This is a genomic window from Modestobacter sp. VKM Ac-2982, from assembly GCF_026967935.1.
Lineage (GTDB): Bacteria > Actinomycetota > Actinomycetes > Mycobacteriales > Geodermatophilaceae > Modestobacter.
Genome location: NZ_JAPVBL010000004.1, coordinates 374,952 through 396,191, shown reverse-complemented (window position 1 = coordinate 396,191; position 21,240 = coordinate 374,952). Strand labels below are relative to the sequence as shown.

Here is a 21,240-nt window from a genome sequence, read left to right as displayed (position 1 = left end):
CCGAGGACCCTGGGACCCGGCTCGGGCCACCTCGCCGCCAGCGCACGACCGACCTCTCCCAGCGATCGGCTCCGACCATCGGCCAGGAGCTCCTGTGCGGCGCCCGCGAGCTCGTCGAGGTCGGTGTCGGCGAGCTCTCGGGTGTAGGTGCCGACGGTCCGCCGGAGCAGCAGGTCCTGGTGGCGGGGCCGCCAGTTCCACGCGTCGTCGGCGGCGACCAGGTGCACCGTGCGCCGCATGAGGTGCAACCGGACGAGCCGCCGTTCCTCCAGCCTCCCGGTTGCTGACCCTGCTGTCGCTGCTGCAGGCCCGACGCGACTGGCCTGGCGCCACCCTGGCCGAGCGGCTCGACGTCACCCCCCGCACCGTGCGCCGCGACATCGACCGGCTCCGCGAGCTCGGGTACCCGGTCCGGGCGTTCAAGGGGCCCGACGGCGGTTACCGCCTCGACGCCGGCGCCGACCTGCCGCCGCTGCTCTTCGACGACGACCAGGCCGTCGCCCTGGCCGTGGCCCTGCAGCTGGCCGCCGCCAGCGGCGCGGGCATCGGCGAGGCCGCAGCCCGCGCGTTGACCCCCGTCCGGCAGGTGATGCCCGCACGGCTGCGTCACCGCATCGACGCCGTCCAGGTCACCCCCGTTGCCCCTGGCGCGGCCGCGCAGGTAGACCCGGAGGTGCTGGTCGCGCTGACCGCTGCCATCCGGGCTCATGAGGTCCTGCGCTTCGACTACGTCCCCGCCGGTGGCTCCACCACTCCGGGCCCCGCCGCAACGCCGGAGGACGCCGCGCCGACCCTGGGCGACGACGAATTCGTCGCGCCGCGGCGAGCCGAGCCGCACCACCTGGTCACCCGGAACGGCCGCTGGTACCTCGTCGCCTTCGACCTCGACCGGGCCGACTGGCGGACCTTCCGCTGCGACCGGATGACCCCCCGCACACCGACCGGCCCGCGCTTCACCCCCCGCGAGCTGCCCGGCGGTGACCTCGCCACCTTCGTGAACGGTGTCTTCACGGGCGCCATCAGCGGCGCCGACACCTGGCCGTGCACCGGCACCGTGGAACTCGGTCTACCGGCCAGTCACGTCGCCCCGTTCGCCTACGACGGCGTCGTCGAACCCCTCGCCCCCGACCGCTGCCGGCTCACCCTCGGCGCCTGGTCCTGGACCGGCATCGCCGCCGCCGTCGCCCGCTACGACACCGACGTGCTCGCCGTCAGCCCACCGGCGCTGGCCGAGGCCTTCCAGACACTGTCCGGCCGGTGTGCCGCAGCCGCCCAGGCCGGTACCCGGCCCTGACCTGTGCCCACCGGGCACGGCTCAGGCGACGACTCGCAGCAGCGCCTGGCCGGCGGCACCCAGCGGGAAGACCAGCAGCAGCCAGACCATGGCGGTGCCGATGCCCCGACCAGGCGCACGAGCCGCTCGTGCCGCCGGCGCAGCGGCTCCCAGCGCCACCACGAGCAGGGCCCCGAGGGTGCAGAAGACGACGGCGTCACCGGCGTAGTGCAGGTAGACCCCGTAGCCGATGGCGCCTTCGGAGAGGAACACCCCGCCCAGGAGCGCTGCGCTGAGCCCCGCCCAGCGCAGCGACCGCACCCGCCGCCAGCACCACCCCGCCGCGCCGAACAGCGGACCGCCGACCACGCCGGTGGCCACCCACAACACGACCATGGACGGGTTGACGCCGAAGTCACGCACCAAGGAGACGAGGTAGTACCCGCCGACCTCGCCGAGGCAGACGAGCACCCCGGCGACGGCAGCGACCCACGACCGCCTGGTCAGCGCACCGATGGCGAACGCGGGGGCGACCCAGGGACTGACTGCGTTGGCGAGCCCGGAGAAGGGCCAGGGCAGGACCGTCTGCAGGCCGGACGTCGCGGCTCCCCATGCCAGGCCGATGAGCACGGCCAAGCCGAGCGCCACCGGGGCACCCAGCCCAGATCGCCGCTCCTCGTGGGGCGGGAGGTGGGAACGGCCGCCGTCGACACCGCCATCCCGGTCGTGGGCAACGCCGAGAGGACGGTCAGGAGCAGCCTGCGGAGGCTCGGGCGAGGCGGCGGCAGCGGGAACGGGGTTGCTCACGGGTGGACCCTGGCAGGCAGCAGCTCACCGCGGATCGGCCCACGGACGGACATCGGCGAACACGCCTCCTCCCCAGGTCGGACCGCGTGTCGATCCGGCACTCGCCGTCCTGTCAGGCCGCGTGCCTCCAGCAGGCGGACCCGGACGACCTCCTCGGCCGCGGCGCTGCGTCTGCTGGCTCAGGGACGGGGCTGTCGGTCGCGCGATCAGGCGGGGTCGGACGAAGGTGCAGGGACCAGCCAGAGCCCGATCGTCAGCGCGCCGTACGCCAGGGCCGGGCCGGTGTGCGGCAGCCGCTTGCCGGCCGCGGCCCGGGCCTGTCCCTGCCGGAACGCCCACCGTTCCCCGGCGACCACCCCGCGGGCCGCGAGGGCGAGCGCGGCTGCCGCGGAGCCGAGGGTGACGGCCTGCGTGCCCACGGGCAGCGACCGGAAGGTGAGGGGCGGGTCATCGTCGCCGCCGGGTCCCGGCCGTGCACGGGTGGTGGCTGACGCCGCCCGGAGCTCGGGTGCACTGAGCGCGAGCGACCCGGCGAACAGGCCGACCTTCGCCCATCCCCGAGCGGTGCGCGAGGAGATGACGTCGGGCATGGCGTACCAGAGGACGGTGGCCGCTCCCGAGGCGAGGACTGCGCCTGCTCGCGGGGGCGCCGCGGTGGTCGTCATGCGGCCATCCTCCCGTGCGCCCCGGCCGTGGGGACCGAGATCGGCGCGACTAGGCGTCCTTGCGGCGCAGCACCCACCAGGCGCCGAGCAGTGCCGCCGCGGCCCACAGGGCCAGCACGGTGAGCCCGGTGACCGGGCCGAAGGAGTCGATCGGGCGGGCGTGCAGCCGGACGGCGACCTGGCCGGCGCGGTCGGGGAGGTACACCGCGAGGTGCTGCAGCACCGGCACCAGCTCGAGCCAGCGGCGAGACCAGGAAGAAGAACGGGACCAGCAGCCCCAGCGCGCCGGTCTGGTCGCGCATCACCATGGCCACGCCCATGCAGAGCACGGCCAGCAGCGTCGGGTACAGCGCTGCCGCCACGGTCGGTCGGGCCAGCTCCGACAGGCCGACCCCCGCCGGCCCGAGCAGGGCCTGGGTGACCACCGCGCTGACCAGCGCGGTGACCGTGGCGGTGGCCAGCACCAGTGCGGCGCCCACGGCGACCTTGCTCACCAGGAAGACCCCGCGGCGGGGCACGGCGACCAGCGCGTCGTGCACCGTCTGCCGGCCGTACTCGCCGGCGGTGAGCAGCACCGCGACCACGATGACGGCCACGTGCCCGAAGTTCAGGCCGTAGAAGGCGAGCAGGCCGGCGTCGTAGTCGGGTTCGGCGGCCTGCAGGTCACCGATCGCACCGACGACGGCGGCGCTGATGCCGGTGACGGCGACGGCGAAACCGGCGAGGCACACCCACGTCGACCGCAGCGTGGTCGCCTTGACCCACTCGGCGTGCAGGGCGGCGATCACCGGCCGGCTCCGGTGGTCAGGGCCAGGAAGGCGTCCTCCAGCGACCGGTGGTCGGTCCCCGGCGCGGAGTGCTCGGCGAGGAAGTCGGGCAGCGGAGTGTCGGCCAGCAACCGGCCGCGGTCGATGACGAGCACGTGGTCGGCGGTCTGCTCGACCTCGCTCATCAGGTGGCTGGAGACCAGGACCGTGCGGCCCTCGGCGGCGAGCCGCCGCAGCGACGTGCGCAGCCACCGGATGCCCTCGGCGTCCAGCCCGTTGACCGGTTCGTCCAGCAGCAGCACCGCCGGGTCCCCGAGCAGGGCGGCGGCCAGGCCCAGCCGCTGTCGCATGCCCAGGGAGAACCCGCGCACCCGCCGGTCGGCGACGGCGGTCAGGTCGACGGTGTCGAGGACCTCGTCGATCCGGCGTCCGGGGAGGCGGTTGCTCGCGGCGAGCCACCGCAGGTGTGCCCGCGCCGTGCGGCCGGGATGCGGTGCGCTGCTGTCGAGCAGCGAGCCCACGGTCCGCAGCGGGTCGCGCAGCTGGGCGTAGTGGGAGCCGTTGATGCGGGCCGTGCCGGCGGTCGGCCGGTCCAGCCCGAGCAGCATCCGCAGCGTGGTCGACTTCCCGGCCCCGTTGGACCCCAGGAAGGCGGTCACCACGCCCGGTGCCACGTCGAACGTCAGCCCGGTCACCGCGGTGACCCCGCCGTACCGCTTGGTCAGTCCGCGTACCCCGATCACGTCGCGCTCCTGTCGTCCGGCATGCACCCACGCTGGCCGACCGGAGGCCCCCGCGCCTCCATCGCGCGATCACATCGACTCCCTCTCCAGCGGGACGCCGTGGCGGCCCGGGAGACGGGATCATGGCCGCGTGCACAGCGTCCTGCGGCCGGCGACCAGCAGGACGACGTGGACGCGCGTCCTGCACCTGGTGGTCGGACTGTGGTTCGCGGTCGCCTGCGCGATGGTCTGGCCGGGGCTGGAGGACACCTCGCCGGGCACGCTCGCGGGGCTCTCACTGGCCCCGTTGCCGCTGCTGGTGCTGCTGGCCGGCGTCCCGGTGGTGCGGCGCAGCGAGGGCGTCCAGGTGCGCGCCCTGGTGCTGCCCGGCGACGACGACGTCACGGTCGACTCCTCGCGGAGCTGGTCGGACCGGGCGCGGCTGCTCGCCTGGCTCGTCGTGCGGGTCGAGCTCGGCGTGCTGGCCGGTCAGCTGACGGCGGTCACCGTGGCCACCGTGCTGGGCCTCGCGTCGGGGGCCGCGGGGGGTGCCCCGGGCTGGGCCCGCCTGCTGCTCGCCCTGCTGCTGGTGGTCGCGCTGGTGTACGCACTCGCCGCGCTCGGCGGGCTGCTCGCGGCAGCGGCCCGGCACCTGCTGCACCCCTCGGCGGCCGAGCGGCTGGCCGCGCAACGGGCCCGCACCGAGCGGCTGCAGGAACGCACCCGGCTGGCCGCCGAGCTGCACGACTCGATCGGGCACGCGCTGACGGTCACGCTGCTCCAGGCCGGTGCCGCGCGAGAGGTCGCCGGCCGGGACCCGGCGTTCGTCGACGGCGCGCTGCGCGCCATCGAGGACTCCGCCCGGCAGGCCACCATCGACCTGGACCGGGTCCTCGGCCTGCTGCGCGACACCTCCCGCCCGCCCGTGGCGGCGCCCACGCTGGCCGACCTCGACCGGCTGGTGCACTCCGCGGAGGCCGCCGGGGCGCAGGTCGACCTGCACGTCGTCGGCCAGCTGGCCGACCTGCCGGGGCAGCTCTCCGAGGAGGGCTACCGGATCGTGCAGGAGGCGCTCACCAACGCCCTGCGGCACGCCGGCCCGGTGCCGGTGCGGCTGCGGGTCGAGGTGGACGGCGGGGGACTGGTCGTCGACGTCCGCAACCCCACCCCGGTGGCGCTCCCCGCCGCAGCCGGCACCGGCAGTGGGGTGCCCGGCCTGCGCCACCGGGCCGCCGCGCTCGGCGGCACGGTGGAGGCCGGCCGGGTGGACGACGGCTGGCGGGTCGCCGTCCGGCTGCCGGTGCCCGGATGACCGTCCGGGTGCTGCTGGTCGACGACGAGGAGCTGGTGCGCAGCGGCTTGCGCACCATCCTCGACGCGCAGCCGGACATCGAGGTGGTCGGCGAGGTCGCCGACGGGGCCGTGGTCGTGCCGGCTGTGGTGCGGTTGCGCCCGGACGTCGTCGTCCTGGACATCCGGATGCCGCTGGTCGACGGGATCGAGGCGACCCGGACGCTGCGGCGCCACCACCCCACCGCCCCGCGGGTGCTCGTGCTGACCACCTTCGCCGACGACGAGAACGTGGTCGCGGCCCTGCACGCCGGAGCGGACGGGTTCCTCCCGAAGCGGGCGCGGCCGGCCGAGATCGTGGACGCCGTGCGGATCGTCGCCCGGGGCGAGAGCCTGCTGTTCCCGGCCGCGATCCGGTCCCTCGCTGCGCGGCACGCGGGCGGGGGCACGGCCCGAGGCGCGGTGCGGGTGGCGTTGACCGATCGAGAGGCGGAGGTGCTGCGGCTGATGGCGCACGGGCTGAGCAACGGCGAGATCGCCACCGAGCTGTTCCTCGGCCTGCAGACCGTCAAGACGCACGTCAGCAGCCTGCTGCGCAAGCTCGGCGCCCGGGACCGCACGCAGGCCGTGATCGCTGCCTACGAGTCGGGTCTGGTGCCGCTGCGCTGAGAGTCGGACCCCGGCTGCGCACGACGGCGCAGCCGGGGTCGTCGTTCACTCGCAGAGGGCGGCGTCCACGACGTCCTCGACGTGCACGATCTGCTCCAGCTCGGTGGGCAGCGCGGTGACCGCCACCATGACGCCGCGCCCGTCCGCGGTGACCGCACCCCGGGTCTCGTAGCCGGGGATGTCGCCGCCGTGGGTCCAGGCGGTGCCGCCGCAGCTGAGCGTGAACGTCTGCAGCCCCAGGCCGTAGGCCTCGTCGCCGCTGGCGGCCGAGCCCGGCGCCGGCACCGTCGACTGCATCTCGGTGAGCATCGCCGGGCCGAGCAGCTCCCCGTCGACCAGGGCGGTGAAGAAGTCCAGCAGGTCGCCGGGGCTGGCGACCAGCTGGCCGGCGGCCCAGCCGAAGGCAGGGTCCTGCACGGTGACGTCGGCGTACTCGGCCCCCGGCTCGGCGGCGTAGTACCCGTGCGGGTGGTCCCCGCGGAGCTCCTGCTCGCCCTCGTGCGGCCAATAGGTGTCGTCCAGGTCCAGCGGCTCGATGATCCGGGTGGTGATCTCCGCGCCGATCGGCCGGCCGGTGACCTCCTGGACCAGCAGCCCGGCGAGCACGTAGTTGGTGTTGCTGTACTCCCAGCCGGCGTCGGGGGCGAAGGAGGCCGGCCGGGCCAGCGCGATGTCCAGCAGCTGGTGCGGCTCGACATAGCGGTGCTGCACCGCGAGGTAGTCGGCCACCACGACGTCGTCGTAGTCGGGGAGCCCGCTGGTGTGCTGCAGGAGTTGGCGCACGGTGATGGCGTTGCCGTCGCCGCCCGGTCCACGGACCAGCCCGGGCAGGTGGGTCTCGATCGGGGCGTCCAGATCCACCAGCCCCTCCTCGACCAGCTGCAGGACGACGGTCGCGACGAAGGTCTTGGTGTTGCTGGCGATCCGCACCTCGCCGTCGACCGGCACCGGCTCGCCGGTGGTCAGGTCGCCGACCCCGGCGGTGAGGTGGTGCACCCGGCCGCCCGAGCCGCGGACGGCGGCGAGCGCGCCGGGGAACCCGTCGTCGGCGACGAGCGCGTCCAGCTCACCCTGCAGGGCGTGCACCGGCCGGGCGGCATCGGCCGCAGCGTCGTCGGGGCTCAGCAGGCCGGTGGCGCCGGCGGTGGTCACCGTGGCGGCGGCGACCAGCAGCGTGGCCCAGGTGCGGCGGGGGATGGGGGAGCGGTTCGGGTCGGTGGCTGCGGGCACGGGGACTCCTCGGGGCAGGTCGATCGCGCGGACCTCCCGAGCCTGTCCGGGGAGGCCACGCCGATCGATCCCGCCCAGGGGTCACCTGAGGTGGCGCAGGCTGCACCCGGAAGTGGCGCCTCCTCAGCCCTCGATCGCGGCGCAGGCCGACCAGGCGGCGCCCTCGGCCAGCTCCTCGTCGTCCAGCGGCAGCACGATGAGCGATGTGCCGTCCTCGTCGGCCAGCAGGTCCAGGTCGAACTCCCCGGCCAGGGTGCTCAGCTCGCCGACCTCCTGCTCGGTCACCGGCAGGGCCGGGAGGTCGGCCACCGGGGCGCTGTCGATCGCGTCCTCGGTGCAGCCGCCCTCGCTGACCAGCAGCATCGGGTGGTCGCCCGGCGTCAGCCCGCTGGCGTCCACCTCGATCTCCGTCCCGTTGGTGGTGCTGCTGAAGGTGGCGGTGCCCAGCACGCTGCCCTCGGGGTCCACCAGCTCGCCGGTCAGGTCGAGCAGCACCTCGGGGGTCTCGGTGACCTCCCCGTTGCCCAGCCCTTCGAAGGAGCCCCCGACGCCGGCCGTGCTCTCGCCCCCGCAGGCGGTGAGCCCGAGGGCGGCGGTGGCGGTGGCGGCGAAGAGCATCGTCCGCTTCACAGGGAACTCCTTCAGGTCGTGGGCATGGTCCGGGAGGGGACTGCCCCTGTTCCCCGGGTCCCATTCCCGTCGGTCACCGACTCGATGCCGAGCCGTGACCTGGGCGAGCGGGTAGGAACGGCACATGGAGTTCCGACACCTGGGCCGCAGCGGCCTGAAGATCAGCGAGATCACCTACGGCAACTGGATCACCCACGGCGGGCAGGTGGAGGCCGAGGCGGCGAACGCCTGCGTCCGCGCCGCCCTGGACGCCGGCATCACCACCTTCGACACCGCCGACGTCTACGCCGGTGGCCGGGCGGAGGAGGTGCTGGGCAAGGCGCTGGCCGGTGAGCGGCGCAGCGGGATCGAGCTGTTCAGCAAGGTCTACTGGCCGACGGGGCCCGGCCGGAACGACCGCGGGCTGTCCCGCAAGCACGTGCTCGAGTCGATCGACGCCTCCCTGCGCCGCCTCGGCACCGACTACCTGGACCTCTACCAGGCGCATCGCTACGACTACGAGACGCCGCTGGAGGAGACGATGCTGGCCTTCGCCGACGTCGTGCGCAGCGGCAAGGCGCTCTACATCGGCGTCTCCGAGTGGCGGGCCGAGGAGATCCGGGCGGGCAAGGCCCTCGCCGACGAGCTCAGGATCCCGCTGGTCTCCAACCAGCCGCAGTACTCGGCGCTCCACCGGGTGCCCGAGGCGGAGGTCATCCCCACCTCCCGCGAGCTGGGCATCAGCCAGGTCGTCTTCTCACCCATCGCGCAGGGCGTGCTCACCGGCAAGTACCTGCCGGGCCAGCCCGTGCCGGCCGGCTCGCGGGCGACCGACGAGAAGGGCGGCGGGGCGAACATGATCGCCCGCTGGATGAAGGACGACGTCCTGGAGCGGGTGCAGGAGCTCAAGCCGATCGCCGACGACCTGGGGCTGACGATGGCCGCGCTCGCGGTGACCTGGGTGCTGCAGGAGGAGAACGTGGCGGCAGCGATCATCGGGGCCAGCCGGCCGGAGCAGGTGACCGACAACGTCAAGGCCTCCGGGGTCCGGCTCGACGACGACGTCAGGAAGCGGATCGACGAGGTGCTCGCCCCGGTCGCGCTGACCGACCCGGCGCTGACCAAGAGCCCCGACCCGCGGCCGTGAGACCCGGCCGGGCGGGCTCGCAGGAGCCCGCCCGGCCCGGCTCGGTCAGGACGGTCGCTGCTGGGGCTGCGGAGTGGTGGCCGGGCCGCGGCCGTGCGGCGGGCGGCGGCCGGCGACGTGCCCGGTGTGCGGGACCGGCGAGGGCTGGTGGTGTTCCCGCGGGGCGTCCCGGTGCGTGTCCCGTTGGGCCGGGGTGATCCGGGGCAGCTCGCTGGTGAGCCAGCGGACCGGACGCCGCTGGGCCGGACGCCGGGCGGCGAGGAAGTCCAGCGCGATCGCCGCCGTCCACGACTGGTCGCGGCTGCCGAGCGTCTCGCCGGTCACCGGCTGGTAGTACTCGGCGAAGTCGCAGTCGATCAGCTGGGACAGCCCGGCCAGCCGTAGCTGGTTGGCCGCCTCCGGCTCACCGGAGCGGTTCAGCGCCCAGGCCATCAGCCAGTTGAGCACCGGCCACTGCGGCCCGCGCCAGTAGGTCTGCTCCCGGAACGCCGGTGAGGCCGGGGAGACCGAGGGCACGACCGGCCAGCGCAGCCGGGAGTGCCCGCACCACCGCGGCCCGAGCAGCAGGTCGCGCTGCCGGCGGGTGAGCGCCTCGTCGCCGCCGCACACCAGCGGGGCGAACCCGGCGGCGCTCTCCACGTCCAGCCACTGGCCGGTGCGCAGGTCCAGGTCGCGGGCCAGCCCGGTCCGCGGGTCGACCGAGCGCAGCACCCCGGTGCGGAACCGGCGGGCGATCGCCCGGGACTGCTCGACGCCCCCGGCCGTGCCCCCGCCGATCCCCAGCTCCTCGCCCATGTCGGCGAGCAGGTCGCTGGCGGCGGCCAGCAGGGCCGACACCAGCACGTCGCCCACGACGAAGTCACCGGTCGCCCGGTAGGCGGTGTCGTCGTAGCGGGTGCGGACCTTCTGCTCCAGCAGCCACAGGTAGCGGGCGTACTCGGCGTCGGTCGGCCGCTGCGACGGGTCGGCGACGTGGGCCAGGTCGGCGCGGACGAACGGCGGCATGTCCGGCTGCGGGTGCACGTTGGCGTACGGGGAGTCCCAGCGCGGGGAGTCGTCCATCCCGGACTCCCAGCCGTGGTGGATCTCCACCAGCCCGTAGGAGTACGGGTCACGGGCCGTGGCCAGGTAGGAGTGCCAGGCCAGCCACTGGTCGAAGGTCTCCCGCACGAACTCCTCGGCCAGCTCCTGGTCGGCGCCGCCCTTCCGGCGGGCGTCGTGCAGGATCCGGGACAGGGCGATGACGTGGATCGGCGGCTGGCAGATCCCCGACGTCAGCACCCCGGCCGGGCGGGCGGCCGCCACCTGGGTGCGCCAGCGCTCCGGGCCGGGGAAGTAGTCGCTGGGCTCGTGGAACAGGATGTGCGGGATCATCCCGGTCGCCCACTGCCCCGACAGCAGGCTGCGCAGCTCGTTGAGCGCCCGGGGGACCGAGACCGTCGCGATGCCCAGCGCCACGAAGCCGGCGTCCCAGCTCCACATGTGCGGGTAGAGGGTGGGGGAGGCGACGGTGAAGGCGCCGCGGTCGTTCGCCCGCAGGACGTAGCCGGCGCGGCCGGACATCAGCCCGATCTCCACCGCGCTCGGTTGGGACACGGTCATCTGCTGGTCCGCTCCTCTCGCCGGTGCCCGGCCATCCTCACCCGCGACAGCGGGGAGACGCCTGCCCGTCGGGCACAGTTCATGCGAACGTCACGCGACGGTCGTTGACCGCCACGCCAGCAGTCTCACGCGGACCGGCCCGGCATGCTCCAGCGGGTGGGTCAGGCCTTCTCGTGCGCCGCCCGGTGGGCCTTCACGACCACGAGCACGTCCTCGCTCTGCAGGGTGCCGATCAGCGGGTCGTCGAAGCGCAGCGTGCGACCGCCGCGGGCCACGGACAGGACGACGTCCCGCAGCTGGCGCGGCCCGAGGCCGACCTCGGACTGGCTGACCGTGCGCTGCGCGAGGTCGAGCCCCCGTCCGCTGGTCAGCAGGTCCTCGACGACCGCGACCACGCCGGGCTGGTCGGTGGACAGGCCCAGCAGCCGCCCGGAGGTGGCCGAGGAGGTGATCACCGAGTCGGCGCCGGACTGGCGCAGCAGGCTGGCGTTCTCCTCCTCGCGGACGCTGGCGGTGATCGGCACCGTCGGGTTGAGCTGCCGCACGGTCAGGGTGATCAGCACGGCGGCGTCGTCGCGGTCGGCCGCCACGACGACCGCCCGGGCCTTCTCGACCGACGTGCGGCGCAGCACCTCCATCCGGCCGGCATCACCGAGCACACCGGTGAACCCGGCCGCGGTGGCCTCGTCGATGGCCCGGGGATCGGGGTCGACGACCAGGATGTGGTCGGCGTCGGTGCCCGTGCTGAGCAGGGCGCGGATGGCGCTGCGGCCCTTGGTGCCGTAGCCGCACACGATGACGTGCTGACGCACGCGAGACCTCCAGCGTCGGATCCGGAACTCCTCCCGGGAGCGCGCGGTGAGCGCCTCCAGGGTCGTCCCGATGAGGATGAGCAGGAACGTCACCCGCAGCGGGGTGATCACCAGGATGTTCACCAACCGGGCGCCGGGGGTGACCGGGACGATGTCGCCGTAGCCGGTGGTGGAGAGGGTGACGGTGGCGTAGTAGGTGGCGTCCAGGACGCTGATCTCACCGCCCTGGTTGTCCGTGTAGCTGTCCCGGTGCAGGTAGACGATCAGCACCGTGGCGATCAGGACGACGGCGGCGATGATCACCCGGCGCCAGACCTGCCGGGCGGGGGACTCCTCGGTGTGCGGCAGGTGGACGCCGCTGTGGTCGTCCCTCACGATGCCTCGTTCACTTTGCGCTCACCGGGCCGGCCGCTCGCACGTCACCGGCGGGACGATAGCCGCCGTGGCTGGGGACTGCGGTCCGGTGCGGCGGTCAGGACGGGGTGTCGGCCGGTCCGGGGTTGGGCTGTGGCCCGCCGACGCGGTCCGTCCCGGGCGGTGCCTGCACGGCGGCGAGCACCCGGCCCAGCAGGCCGTGCAGCGTCGCCGCCTCCGCCTCGGTCAGCCCCAGGACGGCGGGGCGGCCCAGGTCGGCCAGCACCGGACCGGCGGCCAGCAGCGCCTGGTGGCCGGCCTCGGTGAGGTGCACCTCGGCCCGCTGACCGCGGCGGACCGGCCCGGGCCGCTCGACCCAGCCGGCGTCGACCAGGCCGTGCAGCAGGGCGCTCATGCTCTGCGGTGTCAGCTGCAGCCGGCGGGCCAGCTCCGCGGAGGTGAGCGTGCGGGCGCGGGCCAGGTGGACCAGCACCACGAAGGTGTGCGGTCGCAGCCCGACGGTGGCCAGCTGCCGGGCGAAGAGCGCGTTGACCGCGGCGCCGGCCCGGGCCAGGGCGTAGGCGGGGATGCCGGCGGGGTCCTCGGCGAGCCAGGCCGGCAGCCCGGCGCCCGGGCTGTCGCCGTCCGCTGGATCCGCCACGGAGGACACCGTAGGTTGTCGGCAGAGCATCAGTCTCCTGATGCTTACGGTCGAGGGGGATGAGATGGGCCGACTGGCCGACTGGGTGCTCGGGCACCGCCGGATCGTGGTGCTCACCTGGCTGGCGCTCGCGGTCGTGGGCGGGGTGCTGGCGCCGACCACGATCGACCGGCTGGGGTTCGACTTCTCCACGCCCGGGCAGCCCGCGTACGAGGCGAACCAGGCCATCGTCGAGCAGTTCGGCACGGGCGGGGGCGTCGACCCGCTGGCGGTCACCGTGGCGCTGCCCGAGGGCAGCAGCATCGCCGAGAACCGCGAGGAGCTGGCCGGCGTCGTCGACCGGCTGCGGCAGCCCGGCTGGCGGGTGGCCAGTCCGCTCGACGAGGGCGCGGCGGCCGACGTGCTCTCCGCCGACGGCACCGCGGTCGTGCTGGTCTGGCCCCCGGCGGTCGAGGGCCCGGCGCCCTACGCGGCTGCGCTGCCCCAGCTGGAGGGAGCGCTGCAGGGGCTCACCGTGGCCGGGGTCGAACCGGTCGTCACCGGCACCCCGCTGCTGACCGAGGGGGGCGGTGAGGAGCGGCCGATCATCGTGGAGATCGCGCTCGGCGCCGGCGGGGCGATCGTCGTCCTGGTGCTGGTGTTCGGCTCGCTGCTGGCGCTGGTGCCGCTGCTGGTCGCCGCCGTGGCGATCACCACGACGTTCCTGCTGGTGCTCGCGCTGACCACGGTCACCGACGTCAGCTTCATCGTGCAGTACCTGGTCGGGCTGATCGGGCTGGGCGTGGCGATCGACTACTCGTTGCTGGTGGTCATGCGCTGGCGGGAGGAGCGCGCGGCCGGCGCCGACGACCTGACCGCGGTGCGCACCGCGATGACCACGGCCGGCCGCGCGGTCGTCTTCAGCGGGGTCACCGTGGCGATCTCGCTGCTGACCCTGGTGGTGCTGCCGCTGCCCTTCCTGCGCACGGTCGGCTTCGGTGGGCTGTTCATCCCGCTGGTCAGCGTGCTCGTCGCGCTCACCCTGCTGCCGGTCGTCCTCGCCTCGGCCGGGCGCCGGCTGGAGTGGCCGCGGCGGGAGGCGCGTGGCTCGGAGAGCCGGGCCTGGCGCCGGATCGGGACGACGGTGGTGCGGCACCGCTGGGTCTCCGCGGTGCTGGCGACCGCGCTGCTGCTGCTGCTCGCCTCCCCGGTGCTGGGCATCCGGTTGGGCTCCCCGCAGGTCTCGGCGATCGCCACCGGGTCCTCACCGGCGGCGACCGCCTTCCAGGAGCTCACCGGCGACGGCCTCCCGGCCGGGCTGGTCCGGCCCGTGGAGGTCCTCACCGAGGACCGCGCCGCGGCCGTCGAGCGGCTGTCGCAGGTCGAGGGCGTGGCCGGGGTGCTCGCGCCCGAGGGGGAGGCCTGGCAGGGCGGCGGGGTGGGGCTGGTGGACGTGGTCCTCGCCGACGACCCGTCGTCCACGGCCGGCCGGGAGGCGCTGACCGCCGTCCGGGCGGCCGCCGACGAGCTCCCTGGGGCTGAGGTCGGTGGCACCGCGGCCGGCGACGCCGACTCGGTGGAGGCGATCTACGGCAACGCCTGGTGGGTGCTGCCGCTGGTCGTCGTCGTCACCTTCGCGCTGCTCGCCCCGGCGCTGCGCTCCATCTGGCTGCCGGTCAAGGCGCTGCTGCTGAACGTGGTGTCGATCGCGGCCGCCTACGGGATGACCGTGTGGATCTGGCAGGAGGGGAACCTCACCGACACCCTCTTCGGCGCCTCCGCCACCGGCACGCTCACCTTCTGGGTGCCGGTGGCCGCGTTCTCGTTCCTGTTCGGGCTGTCGATGGACTACGAGGTCTTCATCCTGTCCCGCATCCGGGAGGGTCGGGACGCCGGGATGAGCACCGACGAGGCGACCGTGCACGGCGTCGCGTACACCGGCCGGCTGGTCACCTCGGCGGCGCTGATCCTGTTCCTGGCCTTCGTGGCGCTCTCCACGGTGCCGGTCGTCGACGTGAAGATCTTCGCGACCACCTTGGCGCTGGGCATCCTGCTCGACGCCACCGTGGTCCGCGGGGTGCTCACGCCCGCACTGGTCGCCGTGCTCGGCGACGTCAACTGGTGGTGGCCGTTCAGCCGGTCCCGGCGGCGTCCGGCCCATGTCCGACCCCGGCACGCTCACGCGCGCTCAACTCGCGCTTGAGCACCTTGCCGGCCGGCGACACCGGCAGGGCCTCGACGAAGACGACGTCGCGCAGCCGCTTGTACGGCGTCACCTGCTCGTTGACCACCGCCATCACGCCCGCGGCGGTCAGCGCCGCACCGGCGTCGTCGGCCCGGCGCACCACGTAGGCGACCGGCAGCTCGCCGGCCTCCGGGTCCGGCCGGCCGACCACCGCGGCGGCCGCCACCCCGGGCGTGCCGAACAGGATCTCCTCCAGCTCGCGCGGGAAGACGTTGTAGCCCTTGTAGAGCAGCATGTCCTTGGTCCGGTCGACGATCGACAGGTAGCCGTCGGCGTCCAGCACCCCGACGTCGCCGGTGTGGAACCAGCCGTCCGGGTCGATCGACTCGGCCGTCGCGTCGGCCCGCCCGGCGTAGCCGCGCATCAGCTGCGGGCCGCGGAGGCAGACCTCGCCGCGCTCCCCGGCCGGCAGCGGGTCACCGCCGCCCAGCGGACGGACGCTGACCTCGGTGTCCGGCAGCGGGACGCCGACCGTGCCGGGCTTGCGGATCCCCGAGGTGTGCGGCGGGTTGCCGGTCGCCATCATCGTGACCTCGGTCAGCCCGTAGCCCTCGGCGATCACCACCCCGGGCACCAGGGCCGCCATCCGCTCGATCAGCGGCACCGGCAACGGGGCCGCGCCGCTGGAGAAGCCGCGGACGCTGGACAGGTCGGCCTCCGCGATGCCCGGGACCTGCAGCAGCGCGACGAAGACCGGCGGCGCGCCGCCGATGCTGGTCACCCGGTACCGGACGGCGTCGGCCAGGTAGAGCGCCGGGTCGAACCGGTCGTGGACCACGACGGTGGCGCCGCTGAGCACCTGCCCGTTGAGGTAGCCGATCACCCCCATCGCGTGGAACCAGGGCGTCAGGTTGATCAGGGTGGCCGTGCCCAGCCGGGTGGGGTGCTCGGCCGGGTCGCTGAACTGGTCGAGCGTGACGTCGCCCTCGGCGTCCAGCGCCGGCATCGAGCCGGTGGTGAAGCAGGCCGACTGCAGCACGTTGGTGACCACCGCCCGGTGCGGCAGCTCCACGCCCTTGCTGACCCCGGTGGTGCCGCCGGTGTAGGCCAGGTGCGCCAGGTCGGTGACCGGGTCGACGTCGGCGTCGCGGTGGGCGTCGGTCGGGTCGGCGGCCAGCAGGTCCCCGAGGGAGACCGCGCCGGGCAGGTCGGCGAGGTCGACGGCGGCGGTCGGGTCGCCGATCTGCTGCGGACCGGTGACCACCACGGTCTGCACCCCGGTGTCGGGCAGCGCCAGCCGGACGACGGGCAGCACCGGCTCCCAGGTGACCAGTGCCCGGGCGCCGGCGTCGGCCAGCTGGTGCGCCAGCCCGGCCGGGGGCAGCAGCGGGTTGGTGGGGGAGAAGGTCGCCCCGGTCAGCAGCACCCCGTAGTAGACGGCCGGGTACTGCAGGCAGTTGGGCAGGTGCACGGCGACCACGTCACCCCGGCCGATGCCGCGGGCCGCGAGCCCGGCGGCCACCGCGTGCGCCCGCCGGCCCAGCTCGGTGAACGACAGCTCCGCGTCGTGGTGGACGAACGCCGTCCGGTCGCCCCACCGGCGCACCGCGGCCCGCAGCACCGAGCCGACCGGGACGAGCGGGTAGCTCAGCGAGCGGGGCAGCCCGGGCGGCCAGGGGGAACGCCCGGCAGACGGCTCGGTCGGTGCCGGCGTGCTGCCGGGGGCCTGCGTCGTGGTCATCCGTCGTCCTCACGGTCGGCGTCGTTGCCGAGCGTCAGAGTGGCGTACGTCACTCGCTGCGTCGAGACCGGTGGCGTGCGTCAGGATGACCTGATGAGCACGCAGCGCACGGCCCTGGTCCTCGGCGGCGGCGGCGTCACCGGCATCGCCTGGGAGATCGGGGTCCTCGCCGGGCTCGCCGACGCCGGAGTCGACCTGACCTCGGCCGACCTCGTCGTCGGCACCTCGGCCGGCTCGGTGGTCGGTGCCCTGGTGACCACCGGGGCCGACGTCGAGTCGCTGCACGAGCGGCAGCTGGAACCGGTCGCCCCGCAGGAGACCGCGTCCCGGATGGGCCGCGGCACGCTGGCCCGGTACGGGCTGGCCATGCTGCTGTCGCGCCGCGACGACGGCGCCTTCCGCCGCCGGATCGGCCAGCTGGCGCGCACCGCCGCCGACACCGGCCGGACGCCGTCGGAGGAGGAGCGCCGAGCCGCGATCGAGCGACGGCTGGCCGGCGCGCAGTGGCCCGATCGGCCGCTGGTGGTCACCGCCATCGACACCGAGAGCGGCGAGTTCACCCCCTTCACCCGCGACTCCGGGGTCGACCTGGTGACCGCGGTGGGCGCCAGCTGCGCCGTCCCGGGGGTCTACCCGCCGGTGACCATCGGCGACCGGCGCTACATGGACGGCGGCATGCGGTCGGCGGCCAACGCCGACCTGGCCGCCGAGTACGAGCGGATCGTGGTGATCGCACCGCTGCCCCGCGGCGCCGGCCCGATGGCCAGCGTCGACGCGCAGGTCACCGGTCTGGTCAGCCGGGTCGCCGTCGTCTCCCCGGACGAGGCCAGCCGGGCCGCCATCGGCAAGAACGTGCTCGACCCCGCCGCCCGTGCACCGTCGGCCCGCGCCGGGCGCACCCAGGCTGCCGGCGTCGCCGCGCGGGTCGCCGAGGTCTGGCAGGGCTGAGTCCGTGCTCCCGACCTCACGAGAGGACACGCCATGACCGCACCGGTGCTGACCGAGGTGACCGACGGGGTCGGGGTGCTCACCCTGAACCGGCCGGAGGCGAAGAACGCCGTCGACCTGGCGACGACCGAGGCCCTGGCGGCCGCGATCGACGAGTTCGATGCCCGCGACGACGTCGCCGTCCTGGTGCTCACCGGGGCGGGGGGCACGTTCTGCGCCGGCATGGACCTCAAGGCCTTCGCCCGGGGCGAGCGGCCGCGGATCGAGGGCCGCGGGTTCGCCGGGCTGACCGAGGCGCCACCGGCGAAGCCGCTGATCGCCGCGGTCGAGGGTTGGGCGCTGGCCGGCGGCTGCGAGCTCGCCCTCAGCGCGGACCTGGTGGTGGCCGCCCGGGACGCCCGGTTCGGCATCCCGGAGGTCAAGCGCGGGCTGTTCGCCGCCGGTGGCGGGGTGCTGCGGCTGGCCAAGGCGCTGCCCTACCAGCGGGCGATGGAGATGGCGCTCACCGGTGACCCGATGCCCGCGGAGGAAGCGCACCGGTTCGGGTTGGTCAACACCCTCACCGAGCCCGGCGGCGCGCTTGCCGGTGCGCGGGAGCTCGCCGCCCGGATCGTGGTCAACGGCCCGCTCGGCGTGCGGGCCAGCAAGCAGCTGATCGCCGGGTCGGTCGGCTGGACCGACCGGGCCGCGCTGGACGCGCAGCGGGAGCTGGCCGACCGGGTGTTCGGCTCGGCCGACGCGCTGGAGGGCGCCCGGGCCTTCGCCGAGAAGCGCCCCCCGGTCTGGCGCGGCGAGTGACAGCTCAGCGGGCTTCTTCGCCGGAGTGAGCCCGCTGACCCGTCACTCGGTGAGTGAGGCGCGGCGACACGCCGGGCGACTCGCGGGGCGCGCCGGTCGGCTTCATCCGTTGTTCGCCGGGCCTTGCCTGTGCCGCGGCTGAGGACGCACTGTGCTGGACGCGCGGGCCGCCGGCGATGGTCGCCGTCCGAGCCCGTGGGGGTTCCGATGAGCCGTACGTCCCGGCTGTCCGCCGCTGTGCTGACCGCCCTGCTCGCCGTCCTGCTGTCCCTGGTGGTCGCCCCGGCGTCCTCGGCCACTCCACCAGGCGGCCACCATGACGGCGGCCGGCCCGGCGCCGATCCCGCCGAGGACCTCCTGGTCATCGGCCATCGAGGAGCCTCCGGCTACCGGCCGGAGCACACGCTGGCCTCCTACGAGCTGGCCGCCCGGATGGGCGCGGACTACATCGAGTGCGACGTGGTGAGCACCGCCGACGCCGTGCTGGTCTGCCGGCACGAGAACGAGATCTCCGGCACCACCGACGTCGCCGACCGCCCGGAGTTCGCCGACCGGCAGACGACCAAGACGGTCGACGGGGTGGAGCTGACCGGCTGGTTCACCGAGGACTTCACGTTGGCGGAGCTGGAGACCCTGCGCGCGGTCGAGCGGCTGCCGGAGCTCCGGGAGGAGAACACCCTCTACGACGGCCTGTTCGCGGTGCCGACCCTGGACGAGTTCCTGGAGCTGCGCGAGGACCTCAGTCGTGAGCTGGACCGGGAGATCGGGGCCTACATCGAGACCAAGCACCCCACCTACTTCGACGGGATCGGGCTCTCGCTGGAGGAGCCGCTGCTCGCCGACCTGCGCGAGGCGCGCCTCGACCGCCGCAACTCCCCGGTGTTCCTGCAGTCGTTCGAGACGACGAACCTGCGTGAGCTGGACGCGGCCGGGGTGAAGGTCCCGCTGGTGCAGCTGCTGTCGGCCAGTGGCGCCCCGGCCGACCTGGTCGCCGCGGGTCAGCCGTACACCTACGCCGACCTGTCCACCGCGGTCGGGCTGGCCGTGATCTCGCGGTACGCGGACGGGGTGGGCCCGGAGAAGTCCCAGGTGATCCCGGTCGAGGAGGACGGCACGCTGGGGGAGCCGACCTCCTTCGTCGCGGACGCCCACGCCGTCGACCTGCTGGTGCACCCGTACACGTTCCGCAACGAGAACGAGTTCCTGCCGGCCGAGCTCGACGAGGGCACCGACCCGGCGGCCTACGGCCGGGCGCTCGAGGAGCAGCTGGCCTTCTGGGCGGCCGGCGTGGACGGGATCTTCACGGACAACCCGGACACCGGCGTCCTCACCCGCGAGCTCTTCCTGGACGAGGACGAGGAGCTGGCCCCGGCCGCCTGACGCGGCAGCCGCCTGAGGAACGGCGAGTGGCAGCTCAGCGGGCTTCCCCGACCCGGGAAGCCCGCTGGGCTGTCACTCGGTGAGTGCGGCGGCGATCCTCGCCAGCAGGACGGCGGGGGAGTGCAGGTCGGCGGCGGTGACGAACAGCACCCGCCAGCCCGCAGCCTGGAGGGACTCGATCCGCCGACGGTCCGCGGCGACGCGGGTGGTGTGCCATGCGCCCTCGTACTCGAGTGCGATGCGGCGCTCCGGCCAGGCGAAGTCGACCCGGGCCAGGAACATCCCGCCGCGGCGGACCACGTGCTGGGCCACCGGTGGCGGCAGCGACGAGCGGGAGAGCAGCAGCCGGAGCCGGGTCTCCGGGGGTGAGGCGGCCAGCCCGTCGGCGAGTGCGCAGGCCGTCCGGGCTCGGCGGCACCCACGGCCGGTGAGCTCGGCGGCCGTCAGCCGCAGGGTGGCGAGCGTGGTGGCCCGCGCTGCGACGAACCGGTCCAGCAGGACGACGCCGTCATCGAGGGGGAGCCGCCCGGCGAGCTCCAACGCCGTCGTCTCCGGGGAGGTCGCGGGACACCCCCGACGGGGCGCACCCGTTCTCCGGGGACGGTCCGTCGGTGCACCACCACGCCGGGAGCGGCACCGCGGGGTGCACCCGGCGCGACGGTCATCTCCACGTCGTCCGCCGGGCCGGCGAGGTCGGCCAGCCCCCAGAGCACCGCGGCGCTGACCCCGGAGACGACACCGTGCGGGAGCAGCAGCCGCCCCACCGCCTGCGCGCGCACCGTGTGGGTGACGTCGAGGGCGGCGTCGGCGTAGACGTCGGGGAACAGCCGCACCCAGGCGCAACTGCGGAGGTCGTCCCGGGTCAGCAGGCCGCTGCGGACGGCGGTCGTGCCGCGGAAGACGCGGCCGCGGAGTGGATCGGGACGGCGGGTCGGACGGGGCACCGCCGCACCCTGGCGCAGCGGGGCAGATCGCCGCTGGCGTCGTCCACAGCCGGTGAGTGACAGCTCAGCGGGCTTTCCGGGTCGCGGAAGCCCGCTGGGCTGTCACTCGGTGCGGGAGTTCACGCCTCGTCGTGCAGGTGGCGCAGCAGGGTGTCGCCGATGTCGCGCATCGCGGCGACCTGTTCCGGGCTGAGCTGGTCGAACAGGTGGCTGCGCACGCTCTCCACGTGCACCGGAGCCGCCCCCTCGAGCGCTGCGAACCCCTCGTCGGTGAGGACGGCGAGCTGTCCACGGCCGTCGTCGGGGCAGACCTGCCGGCGCACCCACCCGCGTTCCTCCAGTCGGGAGACCGCGTGGGACAGTCGACTGCGCGAGGACAGGCACCGCTCGGCGAGCTCGCTCATCCGCAGCTGCCGGCCCTCGGTCTCCGAGAGCTGGACGAGGATCTCGTAGTAGGCGTGGGAGATGCCCGTCTCCCGGGTCAGCTCGCGGTCCAGCCGGTCGTCGAGCAGCATCCAGCTGTACAGCCAGGCGCGCCAGGCGCGCTGCTCGTCGGGGTCCAGCCAGCGCGTCGCGGCGGGCGGAACCGCGGCAGGTGCGGCCGCCGTCCGCGCCGCGGGGGACACGTCACTCGTCATGGGGCGAGGGTACTGGCGG

At 74.7% G+C, this 21,240-nt stretch carries 21 protein-coding genes and 1 pseudogene; 8 read left to right on the top strand and 14 right to left on the bottom strand.

Annotation, left to right across the window (positions count from 1 at the left end; all coding sequences use genetic code 11):
• Positions 1–14: 14 nt before the first annotated feature.
• Positions 15–272 (bottom strand): annotated as a pseudogene (locus O2W20_RS22820) (DNA glycosylase AlkZ-like family protein); the annotation flags it as partial.
• Positions 273–280: 8 nt separating this feature from the next.
• Between O2W20_RS22820 and O2W20_RS16370 the strand changes: the two are divergent.
• Positions 281–1,294, top strand: a complete 1,014-nt coding sequence (locus O2W20_RS16370) for a helix-turn-helix transcriptional regulator (RefSeq protein WP_269171119.1) — start codon at positions 281–283, stop codon at positions 1,292–1,294.
• A gap of 21 nt (positions 1,295–1,315) precedes the next feature.
• Here the strand turns inward: O2W20_RS16370 and O2W20_RS16365 are convergent, their stop codons facing one another.
• The 4 genes from O2W20_RS16365 to O2W20_RS16350 form a co-directional block, all read right to left on the bottom strand.
• Positions 1,316–1,921, bottom strand: coding sequence for a DUF6518 family protein (locus tag O2W20_RS16365; RefSeq protein WP_269171120.1), 606 nt, complete (start codon positions 1,919–1,921; stop codon positions 1,316–1,318).
• Positions 1,922–2,286: 365 nt separating this feature from the next.
• Positions 2,287–2,745 carry a hypothetical protein gene (locus O2W20_RS16360; protein WP_269171121.1) on the bottom strand — a complete coding sequence of 153 codons (459 nt, stop codon included), beginning with the start codon at positions 2,743–2,745 and terminating at the stop codon, positions 2,287–2,289.
• A complete protein-coding gene (locus O2W20_RS16355) occupies positions 2,742–3,533 on the bottom strand; it encodes a hypothetical protein (RefSeq protein ID WP_269171122.1) in 792 nt (263 codons plus the stop codon). The genes O2W20_RS16360 and O2W20_RS16355 overlap by 4 nt, the downstream gene beginning before the upstream one ends.
• Positions 3,530–4,255: an ABC transporter ATP-binding protein gene (locus O2W20_RS16350; RefSeq protein WP_269171123.1), complete on the bottom strand. Its 726-nt coding sequence runs from the start codon at positions 4,253–4,255 to the stop codon at positions 3,530–3,532. Before O2W20_RS16350 ends, O2W20_RS16355 begins: the two co-directional genes overlap by 4 nt.
• 130 nt (positions 4,256–4,385) lie before the next feature.
• Between O2W20_RS16350 and O2W20_RS16345 the strand changes: the two genes are divergently transcribed.
• A complete protein-coding gene (locus O2W20_RS16345; protein ID WP_269171124.1) occupies positions 4,386–5,546 on the top strand; it encodes a sensor histidine kinase in 1,161 nt (386 codons plus the stop codon).
• Positions 5,543–6,193 (top strand): response regulator transcription factor, encoded by a 651-nt coding sequence (locus O2W20_RS16340; protein WP_269171125.1) that lies wholly within the window; start codon positions 5,543–5,545, stop codon positions 6,191–6,193. Before O2W20_RS16345 ends, O2W20_RS16340 begins: the two co-directional genes overlap by 4 nt.
• Before the next feature lie 45 nt (positions 6,194–6,238).
• Here O2W20_RS16340 and O2W20_RS16335 read toward each other — a convergent pair whose 3' ends face one another.
• Positions 6,239–7,423: a serine hydrolase domain-containing protein gene (locus O2W20_RS16335; protein ID WP_269171126.1), complete on the bottom strand. Its 1,185-nt coding sequence runs from the start codon at positions 7,421–7,423 to the stop codon at positions 6,239–6,241.
• Between the two features lie 123 nt (positions 7,424–7,546).
• The gene (locus O2W20_RS16330; protein ID WP_269171127.1) at positions 7,547–8,053 is read right to left on the bottom strand and encodes a hypothetical protein; all 507 of its coding nucleotides are present in this window, start codon (positions 8,051–8,053) and stop codon (positions 7,547–7,549) included.
• 124 nt (positions 8,054–8,177) lie between these two features.
• Between O2W20_RS16330 and O2W20_RS16325 the strand changes: the two genes are divergently transcribed.
• Positions 8,178–9,179 (top strand): aldo/keto reductase family protein, encoded by a 1,002-nt coding sequence (locus O2W20_RS16325; RefSeq protein WP_269171128.1) that lies wholly within the window; start codon positions 8,178–8,180, stop codon positions 9,177–9,179.
• Positions 9,180–9,224: 45 nt separating this feature from the next.
• On the opposite strand, the gene ggh is transcribed toward O2W20_RS16325, so the two are convergent.
• From ggh to O2W20_RS16310, 3 genes are all read right to left on the bottom strand, one after another.
• The gene (gene ggh, locus O2W20_RS16320; RefSeq protein ID WP_269171129.1) at positions 9,225–10,781 is read right to left on the bottom strand and encodes a glucosylglycerate hydrolase; all 1,557 of its coding nucleotides are present in this window, start codon (positions 10,779–10,781) and stop codon (positions 9,225–9,227) included.
• A 161-nt stretch (positions 10,782–10,942) separates the two neighbouring features.
• Positions 10,943–11,968: a potassium channel family protein gene (locus tag O2W20_RS16315; protein ID WP_269171130.1), complete on the bottom strand. Its 1,026-nt coding sequence runs from the start codon at positions 11,966–11,968 to the stop codon at positions 10,943–10,945.
• A gap of 97 nt (positions 11,969–12,065) precedes the next feature.
• The gene (locus O2W20_RS16310) at positions 12,066–12,608 is read right to left on the bottom strand and encodes a MarR family winged helix-turn-helix transcriptional regulator (RefSeq protein WP_269171131.1); all 543 of its coding nucleotides are present in this window, start codon (positions 12,606–12,608) and stop codon (positions 12,066–12,068) included.
• A gap of 40 nt (positions 12,609–12,648) precedes the next feature.
• Here O2W20_RS16310 and O2W20_RS16305 point away from each other — a divergent pair, with 40 nt between their 5' ends.
• A complete protein-coding gene (locus tag O2W20_RS16305) occupies positions 12,649–14,790 on the top strand; it encodes an MMPL family transporter (RefSeq protein ID WP_269171132.1) in 2,142 nt (713 codons plus the stop codon).
• Here the strand turns inward: O2W20_RS16305 and O2W20_RS16300 are convergent.
• Complete coding sequence (locus O2W20_RS16300; protein WP_269171133.1) at positions 14,720–16,513, bottom strand: class I adenylate-forming enzyme family protein; 1,794 nt, start codon at positions 16,511–16,513, stop codon at positions 14,720–14,722. The two genes, O2W20_RS16305 and O2W20_RS16300, sit on opposite strands and share 71 nt — an antisense overlap.
• Positions 16,514–16,606: 93 nt before the next feature.
• Between O2W20_RS16300 and O2W20_RS16295 the strand changes: the two genes are divergently transcribed.
• From O2W20_RS16295 to O2W20_RS16285, 3 genes are all read left to right on the top strand, one after another.
• Positions 16,607–17,461, top strand: coding sequence for a patatin-like phospholipase family protein (locus O2W20_RS16295; protein WP_269171134.1), 855 nt, complete (start codon positions 16,607–16,609; stop codon positions 17,459–17,461).
• A gap of 33 nt (positions 17,462–17,494) precedes the next feature.
• A complete protein-coding gene (locus O2W20_RS16290; protein ID WP_269171135.1) occupies positions 17,495–18,259 on the top strand; it encodes a crotonase/enoyl-CoA hydratase family protein in 765 nt (254 codons plus the stop codon).
• Between the two features lie 207 nt (positions 18,260–18,466).
• Positions 18,467–19,639 (top strand): glycerophosphodiester phosphodiesterase, encoded by a 1,173-nt coding sequence (locus O2W20_RS16285; protein WP_269171136.1) that lies wholly within the window; start codon positions 18,467–18,469, stop codon positions 19,637–19,639.
• A 72-nt stretch (positions 19,640–19,711) separates the two neighbouring features.
• Here O2W20_RS16285 and O2W20_RS16280 read toward each other — a convergent pair whose 3' ends face one another.
• The 3 genes from O2W20_RS16280 to O2W20_RS16270 all read right to left on the bottom strand — a co-directional run bounded on the left by O2W20_RS16280 (position 19,712) and on the right by O2W20_RS16270 (position 21,221).
• A complete protein-coding gene (locus O2W20_RS16280) occupies positions 19,712–20,179 on the bottom strand; it encodes an endonuclease domain-containing protein (RefSeq protein WP_269171137.1) in 468 nt (155 codons plus the stop codon).
• Positions 20,083–20,583 carry a hypothetical protein gene (locus O2W20_RS16275; protein ID WP_269171138.1) on the bottom strand — a complete coding sequence of 167 codons (501 nt, stop codon included), beginning with the start codon at positions 20,581–20,583 and terminating at the stop codon, positions 20,083–20,085. The genes O2W20_RS16280 and O2W20_RS16275 overlap by 97 nt, the downstream gene beginning before the upstream one ends.
• Positions 20,584–20,702: 119 nt before the next feature.
• Positions 20,703–21,221, bottom strand: a complete 519-nt coding sequence (locus O2W20_RS16270; protein WP_269171139.1) for a MarR family winged helix-turn-helix transcriptional regulator — start codon at positions 21,219–21,221, stop codon at positions 20,703–20,705.
• Between the last annotated feature and the right edge of the window lie 19 nt (positions 21,222–21,240).

Bases quoted from the DNA above. Each gene is read 5' to 3' on its own strand.
- O2W20_RS16300 (WP_269171133.1), bottom strand. From the start codon at position 16,513: ATGACCACGACGCAGGCCCCCGGCAGCACGCCGGCACCGACCGAGCCG.
- O2W20_RS16325 (WP_269171128.1), top strand. From the start codon at position 8,178: ATGGAGTTCCGACACCTGGGCCGCAGCGGCCTGAAGATCAGCGAGATC.
- O2W20_RS16290 (WP_269171135.1), top strand. From the start codon at position 17,495: ATGACCGCACCGGTGCTGACCGAGGTGACCGACGGGGTCGGGGTGCTC.
- O2W20_RS16295 (WP_269171134.1), top strand. From the start codon at position 16,607: ATGAGCACGCAGCGCACGGCCCTGGTCCTCGGCGGCGGCGGCGTCACC.
- ggh (WP_269171129.1), bottom strand. From the start codon at position 10,781: ATGACCGTGTCCCAACCGAGCGCGGTGGAGATCGGGCTGATGTCCGGC.
- O2W20_RS16305 (WP_269171132.1), top strand. From the start codon at position 12,649: ATGCTTACGGTCGAGGGGGATGAGATGGGCCGACTGGCCGACTGGGTG.
- O2W20_RS16270 (WP_269171139.1), bottom strand. From the start codon at position 21,221: ATGACGAGTGACGTGTCCCCCGCGGCGCGGACGGCGGCCGCACCTGCC.
- O2W20_RS16360 (WP_269171121.1), bottom strand. From the start codon at position 2,745: ATGACGACCACCGCGGCGCCCCCGCGAGCAGGCGCAGTCCTCGCCTCG.
- O2W20_RS16340 (WP_269171125.1), top strand. From the start codon at position 5,543: ATGACCGTCCGGGTGCTGCTGGTCGACGACGAGGAGCTGGTGCGCAGC.
- O2W20_RS16285 (WP_269171136.1), top strand. From the start codon at position 18,467: ATGAGCCGTACGTCCCGGCTGTCCGCCGCTGTGCTGACCGCCCTGCTC.